General features: G+C 37.4%; 16 protein-coding genes. 4 read left to right on the forward strand and 12 right to left on the reverse strand.

The genetic code is table 11. The features are described from left to right. Positions 1-4 precede the first annotated feature (4 nt). The 8 genes from polA to MHB58_RS14200 all read right to left on the reverse strand — a co-directional run bounded on the left by polA (position 5) and on the right by MHB58_RS14200 (position 11469). Positions 5-2635, reverse strand: coding sequence for a DNA polymerase I (gene polA / locus MHB58_RS14165; RefSeq protein ID WP_340735453.1), 2631 nt, complete (start codon positions 2633-2635; stop codon positions 5-7). 538 nt (positions 2636-3173) lie between these two features. Further along, positions 3174-4856 (reverse strand): methyl-accepting chemotaxis protein, encoded by a 1683-nt coding sequence (locus tag MHB58_RS14170; protein ID WP_340735454.1) that lies wholly within the window; start codon positions 4854-4856, stop codon positions 3174-3176. Between the two features lie 56 nt (positions 4857-4912). Next, positions 4913-6079 carry an ATP-grasp domain-containing protein gene (locus MHB58_RS14175; RefSeq protein ID WP_251686509.1) on the reverse strand — a complete coding sequence of 389 codons (1167 nt, stop codon included), beginning with the start codon at positions 6077-6079 and terminating at the stop codon, positions 4913-4915. Positions 6080-6319: 240 nt separating this feature from the next. Continuing rightward, positions 6320-6760 carry a DNA polymerase I gene (locus MHB58_RS14180; RefSeq protein WP_251686508.1) on the reverse strand — a complete coding sequence of 147 codons (441 nt, stop codon included), beginning with the start codon at positions 6758-6760 and terminating at the stop codon, positions 6320-6322. A gap of 152 nt (positions 6761-6912) precedes the next feature. Further along, entirely contained in the window at positions 6913-7986 is a 1074-nt protein-coding gene (gene hflC / locus MHB58_RS14185; RefSeq protein ID WP_014823125.1) for a protease modulator HflC, read from the reverse strand. Then, positions 7983-8954 (reverse strand): FtsH protease activity modulator HflK, encoded by a 972-nt coding sequence (gene hflK, locus MHB58_RS14190; RefSeq protein WP_173364536.1) that lies wholly within the window; start codon positions 8952-8954, stop codon positions 7983-7985. The genes hflC and hflK overlap by 4 nt, the downstream gene beginning before the upstream one ends. A 266-nt stretch (positions 8955-9220) precedes the next feature. Beyond that, positions 9221-10759: a two-component system histidine kinase PnpS gene (gene pnpS / locus MHB58_RS14195; protein WP_340735455.1), complete on the reverse strand. Its 1539-nt coding sequence runs from the start codon at positions 10757-10759 to the stop codon at positions 9221-9223. Beyond that, positions 10759-11469 carry a response regulator transcription factor gene (locus tag MHB58_RS14200; RefSeq protein ID WP_008407749.1) on the reverse strand — a complete coding sequence of 237 codons (711 nt, stop codon included), beginning with the start codon at positions 11467-11469 and terminating at the stop codon, positions 10759-10761. The genes pnpS and MHB58_RS14200 overlap by 1 nt, the downstream gene beginning before the upstream one ends. A gap of 363 nt (positions 11470-11832) precedes the next feature. Here MHB58_RS14200 and MHB58_RS14205 point away from each other — a divergent pair, with 363 nt between their 5' ends. From MHB58_RS14205 to MHB58_RS14215, 3 genes are read left to right on the forward strand one after another with little or no spacing between them, the layout of a single operon-like run. Beyond that, the gene (locus MHB58_RS14205; protein WP_340735456.1) at positions 11833-12606 is read left to right on the forward strand and encodes an ATP-binding cassette domain-containing protein; all 774 of its coding nucleotides are present in this window, start codon (positions 11833-11835) and stop codon (positions 12604-12606) included. A gap of 13 nt (positions 12607-12619) precedes the next feature. Continuing rightward, complete coding sequence (locus tag MHB58_RS14210) at positions 12620-13558, forward strand: sulfonate ABC transporter substrate-binding protein (protein ID WP_065215514.1); 939 nt, start codon at positions 12620-12622, stop codon at positions 13556-13558. Between the two features lie 12 nt (positions 13559-13570). Further along, positions 13571-14338 (forward strand): ABC transporter permease subunit, encoded by a 768-nt coding sequence (locus MHB58_RS14215; RefSeq protein ID WP_340735457.1) that lies wholly within the window; start codon positions 13571-13573, stop codon positions 14336-14338. A gap of 47 nt (positions 14339-14385) precedes the next feature. Here the strand turns inward: MHB58_RS14215 and mdh are convergent, their stop codons facing one another. From mdh to citZ, 3 genes are all read right to left on the reverse strand, one after another. Further along, entirely contained in the window at positions 14386-15324 is a 939-nt protein-coding gene (mdh, locus tag MHB58_RS14220; RefSeq protein ID WP_340735458.1) for a malate dehydrogenase, read from the reverse strand. Between the two features lie 216 nt (positions 15325-15540). Next, complete coding sequence (gene icd / locus MHB58_RS14225; protein ID WP_008407755.1) at positions 15541-16803, reverse strand: NADP-dependent isocitrate dehydrogenase; 1263 nt, start codon at positions 16801-16803, stop codon at positions 15541-15543. 79 nt (positions 16804-16882) lie between these two features. Beyond that, positions 16883-17998 (reverse strand): citrate synthase, encoded by a 1116-nt coding sequence (gene citZ / locus MHB58_RS14230; protein ID WP_008407756.1) that lies wholly within the window; start codon positions 17996-17998, stop codon positions 16883-16885. 262 nt (positions 17999-18260) lie between these two features. On the opposite strand from citZ, the gene MHB58_RS14235 reads away from it, so the two are divergent. Beyond that, complete coding sequence (locus MHB58_RS14235) at positions 18261-19229, forward strand: AI-2E family transporter (RefSeq protein WP_008407758.1); 969 nt, start codon at positions 18261-18263, stop codon at positions 19227-19229. Here the strand turns inward: MHB58_RS14235 and MHB58_RS14240 are convergent. Next, the gene (locus tag MHB58_RS14240) at positions 19213-19602 is read right to left on the reverse strand and encodes an FxsA family protein (RefSeq protein WP_014823120.1); all 390 of its coding nucleotides are present in this window, start codon (positions 19600-19602) and stop codon (positions 19213-19215) included. The two genes, MHB58_RS14235 and MHB58_RS14240, sit on opposite strands and share 17 nt — an antisense overlap. Positions 19603-19734: the final 132 nt, after the last annotated feature.

The raw sequence follows: 19734 nt of genomic DNA on the forward strand, positions 1-19734 counted from the left end.
CTCCTTATTTCGCATCGTACCATGTAGCACCATATGAAAACTCAACCTTTAAAGGCACACTTAACTTAATTGCATTTTCCATAACTTCAGGTACGATACGTTCTAAAATTTCAATTTCTTCTTTTGGTGCTTCAAAAATAAGCTCATCGTGAACTTGTAATAATAACTTCGTCTGTAATCCTTCTTGTTCAAGGCGTGCGTTCATATCAATCATTGCTTTTTTAATAATATCCGCTGCACTTCCTTGAATTGGTGTATTCATCGCAGTACGCTCTGCAAAACTTCTTAAATTGAAGTTCGAGCTTGTAATGTCCGGCAAGTAGCGGCGGCGATTTAAAATCGTTGTAACGAACCCTGCTTTCTTTGCCTCTTCAATACTTGTATCCATATAGTTTTTTACACCCGGGAAGCTTTGCAAGTAGTTTTCGATAAAAATTGCCGCTTCTTTACGGGTAATATCAAGGCTTTGCGATAAGCCGTAATCACTAATCCCGTATACAATACCAAAGTTAACAGCTTTTGCAGTGCGACGCATTAAACTTGTCACTTCGTCCGGATTCTCAAGATTAAACACATCCATCGCCGTACGCGTATGGATGTCCATCCCTTGCTGGAATGCCTCTACAAGCGCATCATCTCCGCACATATGAGCCAATACGCGCAGCTCAATCTGTGAATAGTCCGCAGCAAACAAAATCCAATCCTTTTTCGACGGAACAAATGCTTTTCGAATTTTGCGTCCTTCTTCTAAACGAATCGGGATATTTTGTAAATTCGGGTTCGTTGAGCTTAAACGCCCAGTTGAAGTTAATGCCTGCTGGAATCGAGTATGCACTTTTGAATCTTCTTTATGCACTTCTTTTATTAAACCTTCAATATATGTTGACTGCAGTTTCGCAAGCGTTCGGTACTCAAGAATATGCTTCACAATGTCATGCTCGGACTGTAACTTCTCCAGTACATCGGCTGCTGTTGAATATCCTGTCTTTGTCTTTTTAATGACAGGTAAGCCTAATTTATCAAATAAGATAACACCAAGCTGTTTCGGTGAATTAATATTGAATTTCTCACCTGCCAGCTCATAAATTGTCGCTTCCATTACTTCAAGCTTTGCTTTCAAATCATCACCCATTTGACGTAATGTATCAATATTGACAGTTATCCCTTCGCTCTCCATTTTCCCTAAAATATGTGCAAGCGGCAGCTCCAGCTCCTTGTATAATTCAAACTGTTCATTTTCCATCAGCTTTTGCTCTAATAAAGGCTGCAGCTTCCAAACTGCTACCGCTTTTCGGCTCACATGTTCAGCTACATGATCCGCACCTGGAACAACCCACTTCGCCCCTTTTCCGTAGATTGCTTCATTGGATTGGACATCCTGGTAACCGAATTCCTTTGCAAGTGTTGCCACATCATCACCAGATATCGACGGCTTTAAAATGTACGAAGCTAATAATAAATCGAACTCCACGCCTTTAAGCTCAATCCCTAAACGATGGAGCATTGCTTGTGTTGCTTTACTGTCCACAATATACTTTTTCTTAGTTTCATCTTGCAGCCATGCTTTTAAGTCCGCATTATCAACTACATTATCAATCGCTGTATAAACCGTACGTTCTCCGTCTGACAAGGCTAAACCGAGGGCATTACAGCTATGGTAATGTTCGTTTTCCAACTCGAGGTGGATTGCCATCGTTTCTTTTAACATGTCGCCTGTAATAGCCTGTACATTTTCAAATACTAATTCAGCTTGTTCCGTTTCTACTGCTTCAAAATCACTTTTTTCAATTAAAGATTTAAAGCCAAGCTCTTGCCATACATTAAGAAGTGCTTCCTCATCCGGACCTGCATATGCTAAATCATCAAGTGAAATTGTTAATGGTGCATCTGTATGAATTGTCGCAAGCTTTTTTGATAAGTGAGCCATTTCTTCATTGTCTACCAGCTTTTCTTTCATTTTCGAAGCTTTCAATGAATCCATCGCTTCATATAATTTTTCAATCGTCCCGTGTTCTTTCAATAATTTAATCGCTGTTTTTTCACCAACGCCTGGAACTCCCGGAATATTATCGGATTGATCTCCCATAAGCCCTTTCATATCGATAATTTGCTCCGGTGTCAGTCCATACTTTTCTTCAATATGTGTAGGTGTATATTTTTCGATATCGGTAATCCCTTTACGGGTAATATATACTGTGACATCCTCTGTTGCGAGCTGCGTTAAATCTTTATCTCCTGAAACAACGATAACTTCGATCCCTTGTCCAGCAGCCTGTTTTGCTAACGTTCCGATAATGTCATCTGCTTCGTACATTTCCAGTTCATAGCGTTTAATTTTGTATGCATCAATCAGTTTTCGAATATAAGGGAATTGTTCGGAAAGCTCTGGCGGAGTTTTTTGACGGCCCCCTTTATATTCACCGAATGATTCATGACGAAAAGTCGTTTTGCCGGCATCAAACGCAACAAGCATTTGTGTCGGATTTTCCTCACCGATAATTTTTTGAAGCATCGTTGTAAATCCGTAAGTCGCATTTGTATGAATCCCGCTGTCATTTGTCAGCAGCGGCAATGCAAAAAAGGCACGATAAGCCAATGAGTTTCCATCTAGTAAAAGCAATTTTTGTTTTGTCATGCAAGTTCCTCCATTAATCAATTTCACCTCGGCTTGATTACGCCCGGACTCGGGTCAGGTTCACAGGATACGGATCAGTCATCCGACGCTTTTAACCTGATCTTCTTTTAAATACGCTTTGCCGAATCTGTTGCTTCACCCGGTGGCATCAACTTCTGGCGTGTGTTCAAAACGCGCCGAAAGAAGATATGTTACGATTGTATGTTCTCCTTCTACTTTAGCGATTATTGCGATGAATTGCCAACATAAACGCAAATTCTGCAATAAAATTCTTATTCACCACAATTATGCAGCTCGCCAAAGCGACTGTTCCTTCCCAAGGACTAGAACATCAGCAGGCAATACCCACTAGTCGCAATGACTCATATCAGCTCAAACACCATCTTATAATCCTTATGCAAACGGAAACCTTCCGCAATATGTATTGCCGCCTAAAAAGAAAAAATCCAGATGAATGCAATATGGCATAATCTGGATTTTCAAATCATTGTATTAAGTTCATTTAGTTTAGAAGTTATTTATACAAAAAAAAGAATCTTTATATTTTGAAGTGATTAATTTGTCCTTTTAACTTAATAATCATTTCATTCAATTCGTGTGCAATGCTCAGCATTTCTTCAGTCGATGCTGTCTGTTCTTCTATTGATGCAGCAATACTTTGAGAATGCTCATTGGATTCTTCCAATGACTGAACCGTTATATCCGTTGTTTCAAGTACCTGATTAGAGTCCGTTGCGATGCCTTGGACTGCATTTGTTACATTTTGAATTTCATTTTTCATATTATCCACTAATTTAGAAATTGTATTAAATGTTTCAACAGCCGAGTAGATCGTCACGCTTTCCTGCTCGATTTTCGTTACAACATTATTAATTGCAACAACAGATTCATTTGAATCTTTTTGCATTTCATTAATCAATGTCGTAATATCACTCGCCGAATTCGCCGATTGTTCTGCCAATGAACGGACTTCATCCGCTACTACTGCGAAACCTTTCCCGTATTCCCCAGCTCTTGCCGCTTCGATTGCCGCATTTAAAGCAAGTAAGTTGATTTGATCTGAAATACTTGAAATAATTTTCGTGATTTGACCAACTTCTAAAGAACGGCTATTCATTTGTTCTGTTTTCATTAATGACATTTTCGCCGTTTCATTAATTGTTTCGATTCCTGCAACAGACTTATGAATAACTTCTATTCCTTGTGTTGCGACAGTATTGGTATCTATCGCCTCCTGTGCCACTAATTTCGTAACATTAGAAATTTCTTCAATTTTGAATGCGATCTGTTCCACTGCCACCCGGTTTTGTACAGCGCCTTCTGTAATTAGCTCAGTACTAGAAGCAATTTCCTGAATTGCGCCCGATACCTGATTCGATGTAATTGTTAACTGTTCTACCGTCTCTTTTAATATCGAAGAACCTTCCTCAACATGGTCGGATGTGTCGGTTACATGGTAGATAGTCTCTCTCAATTGCGTTTGCATATCCGAGAAGCTAGTTGTTAAACGCCCGATTTCGTCATCACTGTATACTTCCAATTGTTTTGATAAATCACCCTGTGCCACAATTTCAGTGTGGTTTAAAAGCTGATTTAAAGGATTCACAATTTTTTTTGAAACCATAACCGCTATAATTGCGCCTATAATCAATGCAACAAGCAGTGAAGCAACTATAATTATAATTAACAATCTATTCAATTCATCAATAAAATCCGCATCCGCATCCAATCCCAGAACAGAATCCGTCCCAGGAATTTGAAGAAAGGTTGATTGGTGTTTTCCATAATCATCTTCATAGATATCGCTCGCCACTGTTTCCGTTGTGGAAAGTGCCGCTGTCTGTTCTTCTGTAAAAGCAAGCGGTGTCAGGTAATCTTCCGAATTCCCCAATACCAGAATAACTTCCTCTCCATCGACTTTACTCATAATATAGGCATTTTCCAGATCAAAATCATTTTGGAAATCGGTTGTGGCTTCCAGTAATTTTTCATATGAAGCCTTGTTTTTCTTAGCATCATTCACTATATCCGCGTCAAAAAGCGTACTGAATTTTTCCATACTCAACAATAAGTTTTGGTTGTGCTGCGGAATGATCTGGTTATTAATTAAGTTGCTGGAAACCAAAAATAGAATTGAACTAAAAACAACACTTAATAAAATAATTGGAACTAAAATTCCTAATAAAATCTTGGTTTTTACTGAATTAAATTTTTTTAACATTTACATTGCTCTTTAAAACAATTATGAAATTGTTTTAACCAAGCTTCCCCCCAAATTTAATTTTTCACATACAACTTTTCTTCTTTTTCTACATATTCCATAAAGTCCAACGATAGGATATGGTCATTTTGTGCCAACGATTCACTGCTAAAGAAAATGACAGCAAACGTCGCACCCTGACCGTACGGAATATGACGATATTCTAAAATATGGTGGAATTGTTTCTGCAATAATTCATGGTGTATCACAAGCCCGTCATCAATCTTTATCTCACCTTCAAACTCGGCACAAGTAAAGCTGTAAATTTTATTGTCCATTGCGTTTATTAAGGCAGCCCAATCCGGTTTTTTCTGTTCGAAGAAATAGTCGTACGAGTTAACCCCATATGCAAAACTTCCCAATTCGGTCGTACCTGCACCAGCAAAGCGTAATGGATTCACTTCAATTGGTATAATTGTTCCTTCATCATCCATGCGCAGTTCTACATGCAGCGGCATTTTCCGTAAATTGAAGATCTCCCCAAGTCCTTGCAGATACTCGGTAATCGGAGCTAAGTAATTTTGCAGCACTTGCTTACTCGTATAATAAATACGATCACTCATATCTTTTTCGTCTTTGAACATACGTGCAAATAAATTGAGCACAACCGGATCATTCTTTTCATCGTAGAAAAGATCGATTGCAAATTCCTGCCCCTCAATATAACTTTCAACGATAAAGGTTTCGCTACCCAAAACATCCTTTGAATCGTCTTCACTCGATTGTTCCATCGTCTCTTCCATTTTATCGATTATACTTTGGAATTCTTGTGGATTCTCTACCCTGTAAACCCCAACACTTGAGTAACCGACTGTCGGCTTAAAGATTAACGGATAGGGTAGTGAGGATAGATCAAGTTGCCCTAACTCACCTGAAGTAGTTTCTAAAAAAAAGAAATTAGGATAACTCTCAGCTAAACGCTTTCTGAATGCAAATTTATTTTTAAATAAATTCGCTGTTTTTGTTACATGCGATTCTGCATAATATTCATTTAGAATCTGAATGGCTTCTTCAGAATTCATGATGATTAAATCCTCTTGTTGAAATACTTTCACCAGATTTTGGTCATCTTCTGATTTGTGATTTAGAATCAACTGTTGTTGAATATCCAAAACCTTTACTTTCTTTTCGATCAATGTTTCTGCTAAGAGTGGGGATACATAAGCTGTATCTAATAGAATCAAAACTTTCACTTCCTTATATGTATGAACTAATAATTAATTAACGTGCATTATTACCTAATTTTTCTGAATATATAAGTATTTATACCCTAAAAAAATTATTGCATTATATGCACAAAATACTACACTTGTTATATTATACACACTTATTCAAATTTTCCTATTTATTTTCAATTTTATTTAATTAAACTTGCTATAATAAACAAAAACCGCGTGGGATAAAATCCCGCGCGGTCTAAATATTTATTTAATTTTATTTTTGAACTTCACTACATGTACACCGTTTTTTTCTTCTTTATAAAAAATCTCTTCAAAAATAACCGTTAATAAAAAGGCATTTAAAAATGGAATGATGACATACATCGGCATGCCGCCTAAATCGTATGGCATCAACCCGCGTGCAAATACTTCTACAAAACCAATTTGTGTGAAGTAAAAGATCATACCAATACCAACTTGCCAGATTGGACGTTTATCTTCACGTTTTTCAAACCACAGCACTTTCTTGAACGAATCCCGTACATCTTCTGCAATAAACAAACTTAATACTAAAATAGCAATAAACAAAATTGGTATATGAAAAATTTCCACCTTCACGAAATTAATATTAGATTGATAAAAAAGCGCCGTTACAGATGTTGCCATAATAAAAGCGATTAAACTATTCTGTATTACTTTACTCAAACTTTGCCACTCCCCCTGTATGAACTAACTATACTATAGTATAACAGCAAAATAATAGTTTCCAATAATATAATTTGAAAATTTAATGAAGTTTTTTCCCATGCAAAGAAAAGCCAATTAGAATGGCTGATTCTAATTGGCTTTTACATTATTTAATCTATTTGACCGGATAACAGTTTTGCATATGGCGAGTCTGACGGGATGATAATCATCGTCTCATTTCCGATTGTTTTCTTATATGATTCTAACGTTCTGAATAAACTGTAGAATTCCGGGTCTTTCGAGTAGGCAGCATTATAAATTTGTGCGGCCTGTGCTTCTCCTTCTGCACGGATGACAGATGCTTCTTTGTTTGCTTTCGCAAGAGTCACTTGAACTTCCTGGTCTGTTTTCGCCTCTTTACTGCGCTTTTCCGCATCTCCTTCTGACAGATACTTTTGCGCAATCGATTGACGTTCAGAAACCATTCTTGTATAAACAGACTGTTCGTTTTCCTCAGGTAAATCTGTGCGGCGAATACGTACATCAATTACTTCAATACCAAAGTTGGCTGAATCGATTAATTCATTGACGCGTTGAGTAACACGGTCATTAATGTTCCCGCGTTTCGAATCCTTTTCATTAATAATATCGCCGTATTCCGTTTGACCGAATTCTGTTCGAAGTGCCGAATAAATGAACTCCTCCATACGATTTTCCGCATTGAGCAACTGTCCTGCATTTGAAATTAACGCTTTTGGATCCGTTACACGCCAAACAGTATAGTTATCAATAATAATTCGCTTTTTATCCTTTGTACTGATCTCTTCTTCTGTCATATCATGTGTCATTAAATTGCTTGGTAAAGTTGTCACACTTTGAATGAACGGGATTTTCATATGAAGTCCCGGTTCACTTTCATACTTGACTACTTCCCCGAACTGACGAACTACTTTATATTCATTTTCTTTAACAATATACAGATTCGCAAATACGACAATTAATGCTGCAAACACAACCGTTAATACAATAGCAGAAGAAACCCATTGTTTTACATTTATCGGCTTCTTATCTTTCTTTAATGGTGTTGGTGCTTTTTTCCCATTTGTATTACTGCTATTTACTTGTTGTTCAGCGTCGTTTGCTCTCGGTACTTCCTTCACTTCTTTCGACCCTTTTTTGTTGCCGAACAGTTTTTTCACAAACTCATCTAAATCGCCGTCAAAGTTATTTTTGTTGTTACTCATTCACTTTTGCTCCCTTCTTTTTTCTCTTCTGTAGAAGGAGGTGTCGTTTGCATTGGCTGGATCGGCAAGTACTTCATCGTACCGCTGCCGTCATCATTCATAATATAAATTTGGGCATTCGGTAAAACTGCCTCCAATGTTTCGAGCACTAATCGTTCACGTGTAATATCTTTATTCAGACGGTATTCATCATAAAGCTGGTTAAATAAAGCTACTTCACCTGTAGCTTGCTCGATACGTGAAGCCTTTTCCCCTTCTGCCTTCGAAAGAATTGCAGCTGCTTCACCAACCGCTTCACTTACTCGCTGGTTTTCGTATTTTTCCGCTTCGTTAATCTTTGTATTTTTTGTCTCTCGTGCATCGGTAACATCTGTGAAAGCTGCACGCACTTCTGCATTCGGCACCTCTACATCTTGCAGCTTTACTCCTAAAACCCCAATACCGATATCGTATTTTTCGATTAACGATACAAGCAATTCGCGTGTCTCTGCTTCAATATCCGCTTTACCATCCGTTAATGCCTCATCGATTGTTGAGCTACCTATGATGGAACGAATCGCACTGGATGTCGCATTATGTAAAATCGCTCGCGGCTCCTGTGAACTAAATAAATATTTTTTTGGCTCAACAATACGCCATTGAACAACAAGATCTGTTAAAACAATATTTTCATCACCTGTAATCATTTTTGTTTCTTTATCGAATGCTTCAACCGTACCGTCCGGGTTTTGCTTATAGCCGAATTGTAAACTGTACGTTTCTTTTGATAAAATTTCTACAGACTGTATTGGCCACGGTAATTTAAAATGAAGTCCTGAATCTTGTATTGTTTCATCCGCTTGACCAAATGTAATTACTACTGCCTGTTCCGATTCATCTACTGTATACCAGGATGTCGTCACAACAATAATACCTACGACAGCCATGAGAATAAGCGCTACCCACATTAATGTTCTTTTTACACTCATCATATAAAGCCTCCTTACTTTTCAATTTCCTCTTATTCTACGGGTAACCATTTGTAAAAGTTTCATATTTTTTCAAATTGAGGGGTCAGAAATTTAGACATAAAAAAACTACACAGAAAGCTTCCAATTTTCTGCGCAGTTTCTTCATTATTATATTCAATTCCATGTTTTGCGTTACCTTCTTTTAGAAACGGGGGTTTCTATAAAGAACTATAACACCGCAATATAAAGGTAATTTAAATGTTTTGTAAATATACTGTTAAGCTTCAATCTTTCAATGGCAGGTAAACTTTAATACTCGTACCTTTACCAACTTCACTTTGTACTATAATTTTCCCGTTATGTGCTTCAATCAAATGCTTTACAATGGACAAACCAAGGCCTGTTCCTCCAGAATTTCGGCTTCGTGCCCGATCTACCCTGTAAAAGCGCTCAAAAATACGTGAAATCTCTGCTTTTTCAATACCGATACCTTCGTCTTTCACTTCAAATATTCCGTATTGGTCATTGGCACTAATACGCAGTGTAACCGTTGTTTCTTCTTTAGAATAGGCGATCGCATTGTTAATCAAATTCGTAAATATTTGCATTAGCCGATTTACATCACCTAAAATAACAGCATCCTGCTCTATTTCAACATCAAACTGCATATTTTTATTTTCTAATTGCGCGCTTGTCAAATCAACAACCCGAACTAAAATATCCTGCAGCTTTGTCGGAACTACATCGAGTGTAAAACCATGTCTCTCAATTTTGGATAGCTCGAGCAAATCATTGACGAGCACTTGAATGCGATTGCTTTCATCATGAATAATCGTTAAAAAGGAAAGCAGCATCTGCTCATCATTAAACGCTCCGTCAAGAAGCGTCTCAGAAAATCCTTTGATTGATGTAATCGGTGTACGTAGCTCGTGCGATACGTTTGCGACGAAATCTTTACGAATCTGCTCCAATCGTACAAGTTCACTCACATCATGCATTACAATTACGACACCGAGCCAGCGTCCATGTTCTCCAACAACCGGAGCACCGTAAACTTGCTCATAATACACTTCATTTGCGATTTCCATTTCAAGCTGCTGACGATATGGTAATTCCGTTAAAAATACATGATCAATAAACTTTTCAAGCTCTTTTGGCAGCCCGAGCATCATAAAATTATTGCCAATGAGCTTCTCTTTAGGCAGCTCAAATAATGTTTGGAATTTCTTATTAACAATCGAAATATTCCCTTCCCGGTCAATCATCATTAAGGCACTGCCCATATTTTCAATTAATGTTTTTAATCGCTCTTCCTCAATAGCTCTTGTTTTCGTAATATCCTGCAAATTGCGCGCCAGAATATTAATGGAATTTCTCAACTCAACAATCGTAGTCGGACCATTCGCAAAAGCGCGCGCACGGTAATTTCCTTTTGATAGCTCTCTCGCGGTTTTTGTAATATTAATAATCGGTGTTATAATATTGCTCACAACCCGATATGCCATAAAAGTCATTACAATGAGACCGCCAAATAATAATGCGGCAATGATTAAATATATTTTTTGTTTTGTACTTTGTAGTCCTTCAGCCTGTCTATCTATTGCATAAGTGCCTAATATGGCTTCTTTCTGTGTCTCAGTAAGTTCTATTTTCTCCTGCTCGATCACTTGCTCCAATTGCTGCTCAGAATCCTTTGTCACTTCATGAACAAACTCATCTGCGAAAAATGGAAAAAGCTGCCCTATGAACAGTCCTAGAACAGCTAAACTTGATCCAATTACTAAAATAAACGAATAAAATAAACGATTTTTCATTGCGTTCATTATTTTTTTGGCTCCTCAAATTTATAACCTAAACCACGGATTGTTTTAATATACAGTGGTTTACGACTATTTTCTTCAATTTTATCCCGCAGATGACTAATATGTACGTCTACAATTCGAGTATCCCCGGCAAAATCGTAGTTCCATACGGCACTAAGCAGCTGATCGCGTGTTAAAACACGGTTTTTATTTTCAAGCAAGTAAACAAGCAATTCAAATTCTTTTGGCGTGAATTCCAAAGACTCATCATCGATAAATGCTTCAAATCGCTCCGGGAAAACTTTTAAATTACCAAATGTGTAGACTACTTCACTCGATTCGACTGTTTCTTCCACAACTGGTCCCGAGAAACGTCGCAACACAGCCTTCACTCGTGCAATTACTTCACGCGGGCTGAACGGCTTTGTCATGTAATCATCAGCCCCAAGCTCTAGACCTAATACTTTATCAAATTCATCGTCTCTCGCAGTCAACATAATTATCGGTATATTGATACGCAATCGTCGTAATTCTTTACAGACTTCGACCCCATCAAGTTTTGGCAGCATTAAATCCAATAAAATCAGATCTGGTGATTGTTCTACTGCTGTATCAAGACCTGCCTGACCATCATGCGCCAATAGAACGTCAAAACCTGCTTGTTCCAAGTTATATTTTAATAGTGTTGCAATTGGCATTTCATCTTCTACTACTAAAACCGTTTTAACCATTATAAGTTCCTCCAAAATCGATTTGAAACCCCCATCTCAAAATCAATCTTCCAGTGGTTGGCTATCAACTATTTCTTTAAATATGTACTGAATAAAGCACTACCTTCATAGTAACAACTTTTTTTGAAAAGTACAATTATTCCTCTGTTCAGCTATCTATATGCTCTTTCTTATTCGAAGAAATCTAATCCATATTATTTCGATAGGTAAAATAATTTTTACTATTGACTGAATATTTATTATTATGGTAACATTTAGAAAAAATGTTCATGCGCACTATTTAAATAGCCTGTGTAAATTTTTTTATTAATAATCCCTAGTAATTCAATATGTTAAGTATTTTAACGGAAAGTAGGTGCTTCCATGACAAATGGAATCAATATTGAGTTAGTAAATTTAACAAAAAGTTTCGGTGAAAAACAAGTATTAAAGGATATTAATTTAACAATCCCCGCTGGACAATTTGTTGCCATCGTCGGGAAAAGCGGATGCGGGAAAAGTACGCTTCTCCGTATCATTGCAAATTTAGAACAAAAAACGGCAGGAGAATCTTTAAAAGACGGTATTCAACAGGAAGACTTTTCAGGCGTTCGCGTCATGTTTCAGGAAGATCGTTTACTCCCATGGCTGTCTGTATTAGAAAATGTAGGGGTAGGCACAGAATTGAAAAAGGATTGGCAACCACTTGCATTAAAATCACTTGAACATGTGGGATTAAAAGACCGCGCAAAAGAGTGGCCACATGTACTGTCAGGTGGCCAAAAACAACGGGTTGCATTAGCTCGTGCGCTTAGTGCACAGCCAAGACTTTTATTGTTGGATGAACCGCTTGGTGCATTAGATGCGCTGACTCGACTTGAAATGCAAAATCTAATTGAACAGCTGTGGCTAAACCAGAAATATACATCGTTGCTCGTGACACATGATGTGGCAGAAGCCATTGCATTGGCAGATCGGATTATTTTAATCGAAGACGGAATCGTTGCTTTAGATTTGCCGGTAAAACTCCCTCGACCAAGAACGCGGTCAAATCCACAATTTGCGGAGCTCGAGGAAATTCTGCTTCAGTATTTATTAGGACAACAAACAAAAACGGAAACATCGAATAAACAAAAAGAATTACAGGCAATTATTTAAGGAGGTATTACAAATGAAAAAACTATTATCCATCTTTTTTCTCTTAACTTTATCGGTTATTTTAGTCGGGTGCGCATCATCGAATGCAGAAAATAAAAAAGTACGCATTGGCTATCAGAAAAACGGGACAACATTGCTATTAAAATCGAATGGCGAATTGGAATCACGATTAAAAGAATTAGGTTATTCAGTGGAATGGTCTGAATTCAATACAGGAAGTTCGATTCTTGAAGCATTAAACTCCGGGGCCATCGATTTTGCCAATGCAAGTGATGCACCATCAATGATGGCACTATCAAAAGGAATGAATTTCAAATACATTGCAGGTGAAGAATCGTCTCCACAAATGGAAGGTATTTTAGTGAAAAATGATGGATCTATCCAATCTATCGAACAATTGAAAGGAAAAAAAATTGCGTACAATAAAGCTTCAATTTCAGAGTATTTATTAGTTACTGCTCTAGCAACAGTTAACTTGACTCTGGACGATGTAGAATCGGTTATTTTAAGCCCGGCAGATGCGAATATTGCTTTTGAGAACGGCGATGTGGATGCATGGGTAATTTGGGATCCGTATATGACGGTTTCCGAAAGTAAAGGCAATCAAATCTTAACTACAGCAGAAGGTATTGTTGAACACCGCAGTTTCTACTATTCATCTGATAAATTCATCGAATCCAATAAGGATGCGGTCGTTGCCTATGTGGAAGAACTATCTAAAGTTGGTGAAGCCATTGATACTGATTCAAGCGAGGCAGCAGAAATTCTTGAAGAGAATACAGGTATTGCCGCAGATATATGGGTAACAAGCTTAGCCCGCCGTTCATCTGTAGCTAGTTATTTGGATGAAGGCGCTCAAGCAGATTTACAAAGACTAAATGAAGATTTATATGACATTGGCTTAACAAGTAATCTTGTAGAAAATCTCGAAAACCATATTTGGAAACCATAAGAGGTGAGAAAAATGAAGAAGAAAAAATGGATTCATTTGATTGAGCCATGGATCATCCCAATTTCAATTATTATCATATGGGAAGTATCGAATAAAACAGGTATTCTGGCCAACACAGTTTTGCCTGCCCCTTCCGATGTAGTAAAAGCAGGCTATGAACAAGCTGTTTCCGGTGTTCTGTTTGATCATCTTCAAATTAGTACGACGCGTGCTTTAATTGGGTTCCTAATCGGCGGCAGTATCGCTTTTGTCATCGGTATTTTAAATGGAATTGTTCCTTTTGCACAGCGTTATTTAGATACAACTATTCAAATGCTGCGAAACATCCCGAATTTGGCACTCATCCCTTTAGTTATTATTTGGTTTGGTGTGGGTGAAGAAGGAAAGATTTTCTTAGTTGCAATCAGCGTATTTTTCCCGATTTATGTCAATACATACCATGGTATCCGCAATGTTGATCCACGGTTAATCGAAATGGGTAAAATTTATAATCTTTCGAAATACAAGCTGTTTTTTAAAGTAATTATTTTAGGTGCAATGCCATCGATTTTGGTCGGTATTCGCTACTCATTAGGAATTATGTGGCTTACTTTAATTGTTGCAGAAACAGTAGCAGCAAGTTCGGGAATCGGCTATATGTCGATGAATGCCCGTGAGTATATGCAACTTGATATTGTTGTGTTGGCGATTATTTTATATGCGATTTTAGGAAAAATTGCAGATTCCATTGCAAAACTATTAGAGAAGAAATTATTAAAATGGAATCCCGTGTATCAATAAATGAAAAACCAAAAAGGGCCTCGGTAATAACCGAAACCCTTTTTTATTTATTTCAGTGCTTTCATTACATCTTTTACGGCATCTGCGGATTGATCTAACGCTGCTTTTTCATCTGCTGTAAGCTCAAGTTCGAATATTCTCTCGATACCGCCAGCACCTAATAATGTCGGAACACCTAAATAAATCCCCTCATAACCGTATTCACCTTCTAAATAGGCAATTGCCGGTAAGACTCGTTTTTGATCCTTTATAATTGCCTCTGCCATTTCCACCATTGCCGCAGCCGGTGCATAATAAGCCGAGCCATTCCCTAATAAATTCACGATTTCACCACCACCTACACGTGTACGCTGTACAATTTCCTCTAAACGTTGTGCAGGTATTAAGCTTTGTAAAGGAACGCCTCCTACCGAAGCATACCGTATTAAAGGCACCATTGTATCACCGTGACCTCCTAATACAAGTGCAGATATATCTTTTACCGATACATTCAGTTCCTCGGCAATAAATGCACGGAAACGGGCAGTATCCAACACACCCGATTGTCCAATTACCCGATGTTTCGGGAAACCAGATTCTTTAAATACTGTATAGGTCATCGCATCAACTGGATTTGTAAGAACAATAATCGTTGCATAAGGTGAAGTACGGGCAATTTCTGATGCAACGGCTTTCATGACACCTTGATTAATCTGTACTAAATCATCTCGACTCATTCCTGGCTTCCGGGCAACACCCGCAGTTATTAAAACGACATCTGAGTTTGCGGTATCCTCATAATCGGAAGAGCCTTTTACATAAGAATCAAAGCCTTGTACAGGCGATGCTTCCCACATATCCAATGCTTTTCCCTTCGTAGGATTTTCTGCTGATGGAAGATCAATAATTACAACATCACCTAGTTCTTTTTGCGCTGCCAAAAATGCTGCGGTTGCCCCTGTAAAACCACTACCAATAACGGAGATTTTTTTACGTTTTAATGTCACCAAGAACCACTCCTTCATCGTAAATAGATTTGTGTCATGAAAATTATATAAAAAAAAGAGAGAAAACATAATGCTTTCTCCCTTTTTTTACTATTAATTATTTCAAATCTCAAAGTAAACTATTTCCAATTGTGTAAAATTATATAACTATATTATTCATTACTAAACAATTTGTTCATAATTTCACATATATAGGCAAATGTTTAAAACTTTTGATTAGAAGTTTTCGATTAATTTTGTAGCGAATTCAGAACATTTAACTTCTGTAGCGCCGTCCATTAAACGTGCGAAGTCATAAGTTACATATTTAGAAGAGATTGTTTTCTCTACTGAATTTGTAATTAAGTCTGCAGCTTCTTGCCATCCTAAATGCTCAAGCATTAATACGCCTGATAATAATACTGAAGATGGGTTTACTTTATCTTGACCAGCATACTTAGGTGCAGTACCGTGAGTAGCTTCGAAAATAGCGTGACCAGTTAAGTAGTTAATGTTAGCACCTGGAGCGATACCGATACCACCAACTTGAGCAGCTAATGCGTCAGAGATGTAGTCACCATTTAAGTTCATAGTTGCTACTACGTCGAACTCGTTAGGACGAGTTAAGATTTGTTGTAAGAAGATATCAGCAATAGAATCTTTTACGATGATTTTGCCTTCTGCAACAGCTTTAGATTGTGCTTCGTTTGCAGCAGCTTCGCCTTGCTCAGCTTTGATTGCATCGTATTGGTTCCAAGTGAATACTTTGTCGCCAAATTCAGCTTCAGCCACATCGTAACCCCATTGTTTGAATCCACCTTCAGTGAATTTCATGATGTTACCTTTGTGTACTAAAGTTACTGAAGGACGGTTGTGTGAAATAGCGTACTCGATTGCAGAACGTACTAAACGTTCAGTACCTTCTTTAGATACTGGTTTAATACCTAATCCAGAAGTTTCTGGGAAGCGAATTTTGTTAACGCCTAATTCGTTTTGTAAGAAGTTTAATAATTTCTTTTGCTCGTCAGAACCAGCTTTGTACTCGATACCAGCATAGATATCTTCAGTGTTTTCACGGAAGATTACCATGTCAACATCTTCTGGACGTTTAACTGGTGAAGGAACACCGTCAAAGTGACGTACTGGACGTAAGCAAACATATAAATCCAACTCTTGACGTAATGCTACGTTTAGAGAGCGGATACCGCCGCCGATTGGAGTTGTTAAAGGACCTTTAATAGCGATTAAGTATTCGTTGATTTTTTCTAAAGTTTCAGCTGGTAACCATTCACCCGTTTTGTTGAATGCTTTTTCACCTGCTAATACTTCTAACCATTCGATTTTCTTTTCACCGTTATAAGCTTTTTCTACAGCTGCGTCAATTACGCGAGATGCTGCAGCCCAGATATCTGGACCGATACCGTCACCCTCGATGAAAGGAATAACAGGATTGTTTGGAACGTTTAATTTACCATTCTCTACTACGATTTTGTTAGTCATTGGAAATTTGCCTCCTAATAATCATAAATCTAGGACTGTGTCAAATCACAGTCCCAGATATTTTAACATACTTTTTTAATTAGCGCTCGTTAATTGGAACGTATTTTTGCATATCTGGACCAACATACTCCGCACGTGGACGAATTAGACGGTTGTTTGCATACTGTTCTAAAATGTGCGCTACCCAACCTGAAGTACGAGATACTGCGAAGATTGGTGTGAATAAGTCATGCTCGATACCTAAAGAATCATATACTGATGCTGAGAAGAAGTCTACGTTTGCAGGTAATTTCTTTTGCTCAACAATCATGTCATGGATTTTCACTGACATATCGTATAATTCTGGTTTGCCTGTTAATTTAGTAAGCTTTTCAGACATTACACGTAAGTGAGGTGCACGTGGGTCGCCTTTGCGGTATACGCGGTGACCGAAGCCCATGATTTTTTCTTTGTTATCTAATTTGTTCTGAACCCAAGATTCAACTTTATCAATTGATCCGATTTCAGTTAACATTTTCATAACTTGCTCGTTAGCACCACCGTGTAATGGGCCTTTTAATGCGCCGATTGCAGAAGTTACACCAGAGTATACATCTGATAATGTCGCAACACATACACGTGCAGTAAATGTAGAAGCGTTTAATTCATGGTCAGCGTGTAAGATTAACGCTTTATCGAATGCTTCAATTTCGATTGCTGCTGGTTCTTCACCTTTCAGCATATATAAGAAGTTTGCTGCATAACCTAATTCTGGTTTTGGAGCAACTGGTTCTTTACCTTGACGTACACGTGCAAAAGTAGTTACTACTGTACCAATTTTTGCTTGTAAACGGATCGCTTTACGATAGTTTGCTTCAGCTTCCATAACATCTGCTTCTTCGTCAAATGCACCTAACATTGATACCGCTGTACGTAGTGCTGCCATTGGGTGCACTGTGTTTAAAGGCATAGATTTGAATAAATCTGTGATTGCCGCTGGAATTTCCATATTTTTAGCTAATTCTTCTTTTAAGTTAGCTAATTCTTCAGCGTTTGGTAAACGCGTGTTCCATAACAAGAATACTACTTCTTCAAAAGTCGCATTGTTAGTTAGGTCGTCGATGCCATACCCTACATATGTAAGTGTATCATCGATAATTGAAGAAATTTTCGATTCTGCTGCTACGATACCTTCTAAACCTTTTGTTGCTGACATAAAAAATCGCTCCTTCACTTAGTAAATTAATTTTGTAAGTGCTTTCTTTTTACTCTATTAAAAAGTCGCACACTCATATCGTTCTGCTCAATTGAACCTATAAGTAAATCGCTTACAAATTTCATTATAATCAATTTTGACGGCTTTGTGAATGAATTAGTAGGATTTTAGGAAAAAATCACATATGTGATAGAATTCACGCAAAAAAGAGAATTTATAATTTGTAATGAGTTAATAAAGGTATTAATTAGGAGTGAGATAAATGGATTATACAAATAAAACAAACCAATGGCTAGTAAAAAGTAGGAACATTATCGTTCTTCTACTTTATTTTATCCTTTTTTACTTCATTCCTCCTATTATTTTCGGTCTATTTTTCGCTTACTTACTGTTTCCCGTCTTCCTCTTTTTCAAACAGCAATTTAAACTACCATTCTTTCTCGTTGTCATTATACTTTCGGTATTTTTATTCTCGGTTGTCGTCTCTGTGATCATGCTGATTATTCATAGCTTTATCACCATTCTCCCTCAGCTGCAGTCAACACTCTTATCTTTGGATAGCACCTATATGAAACATCCGCTTCTTCCGTTTATTGTTGAGAAGCTCCAAAGTTTTATAAGGGACTTGCTGTTTTACACAATCAATTTTATAAAAAATAGTTTTCAATCTATATTTGAGTTTTTTATTTTCATTGTCACATTCTACTTCGCACTGATGGAGAGCTATAAAAACCGATTATGGTTTTTTGCTTACATACCGAAAGCTTATCGCACTACATGGGCACGCTACTTCCAAAAAGGTATGGAGCTTATCGGCCGCTTTATCGTTGTGGAAATGCAATTGTTTACACTGACGTTTATCCTGCTATGTATTGGATTTTATTTTTTAAAGTTTGAAGCATTTGTAATTAAAGCTTTTTTAATTGCCTTTGCAGATTGCCTGCCTTTTTTAGGAATCGGCATTTTCCTTATTCCAGTTTCTATTTACTATTTTATTGTAGACGAACCGATGATAGGTATTGCCATATTAGTTCTGTACTTTATGGTACAAATGATAAGGCAGCTAACTGAATCCATGCTCTGGTCACATACGTTGCATTTACGTATGATCCACACATTTCTAATCAGCGCTGCCTCAGTTTTACTATTTGGTTTTTACGGAATCATCCTTAGTCCAATCTTACTGATGATTGCCATTAAGGTAAAACAACATGCTATTTTTGCAAAATAACGACTTGGCCTCTTTTCATCTTTTTACGTAAATAGTAGAAGATGACCGGTTTAAACAGATTTCGCGTAATTCCTGAAACAAATAATATTCCGAGAATATCCGTAATAAAGCCAGGTACCGCCAAAAGTACACCGCCAACAAAAATCATAAATGTCTCAATGACCGGTACTGCAGGAGGCTGACCTTGCTGCATACTCTTTTGAATATCCTGTATAGATTTTGTCCCACGTTTTTTGGCAATTAGCAGTCCTGCTATGGATGTGAAAATAATTAATAACAATGTATAGAAAACACCGATTGCATTTCCAATTACGATAAATACCGCAATTTCAGCAAATACTAGTGCCAGTAATCCAAATAATATCTTTTTCATTTATGAACCTCCTCTTCTTCTATTTTATACGAAACAGCGCAGAAAAAGTTTCAATAAGCGTTATAGCAAAAACAAACCACCATTTTTTTAATAAAAATGGTGGTTTTGCTGTACTAAATTAAATTTTTCACT

It is taken from the genome of Solibacillus sp. FSL K6-1554 (assembly GCF_038005185.1).
Classification (GTDB): Bacteria; Bacillota; Bacilli; order Bacillales_A; family Planococcaceae; genus Solibacillus; species Solibacillus silvestris.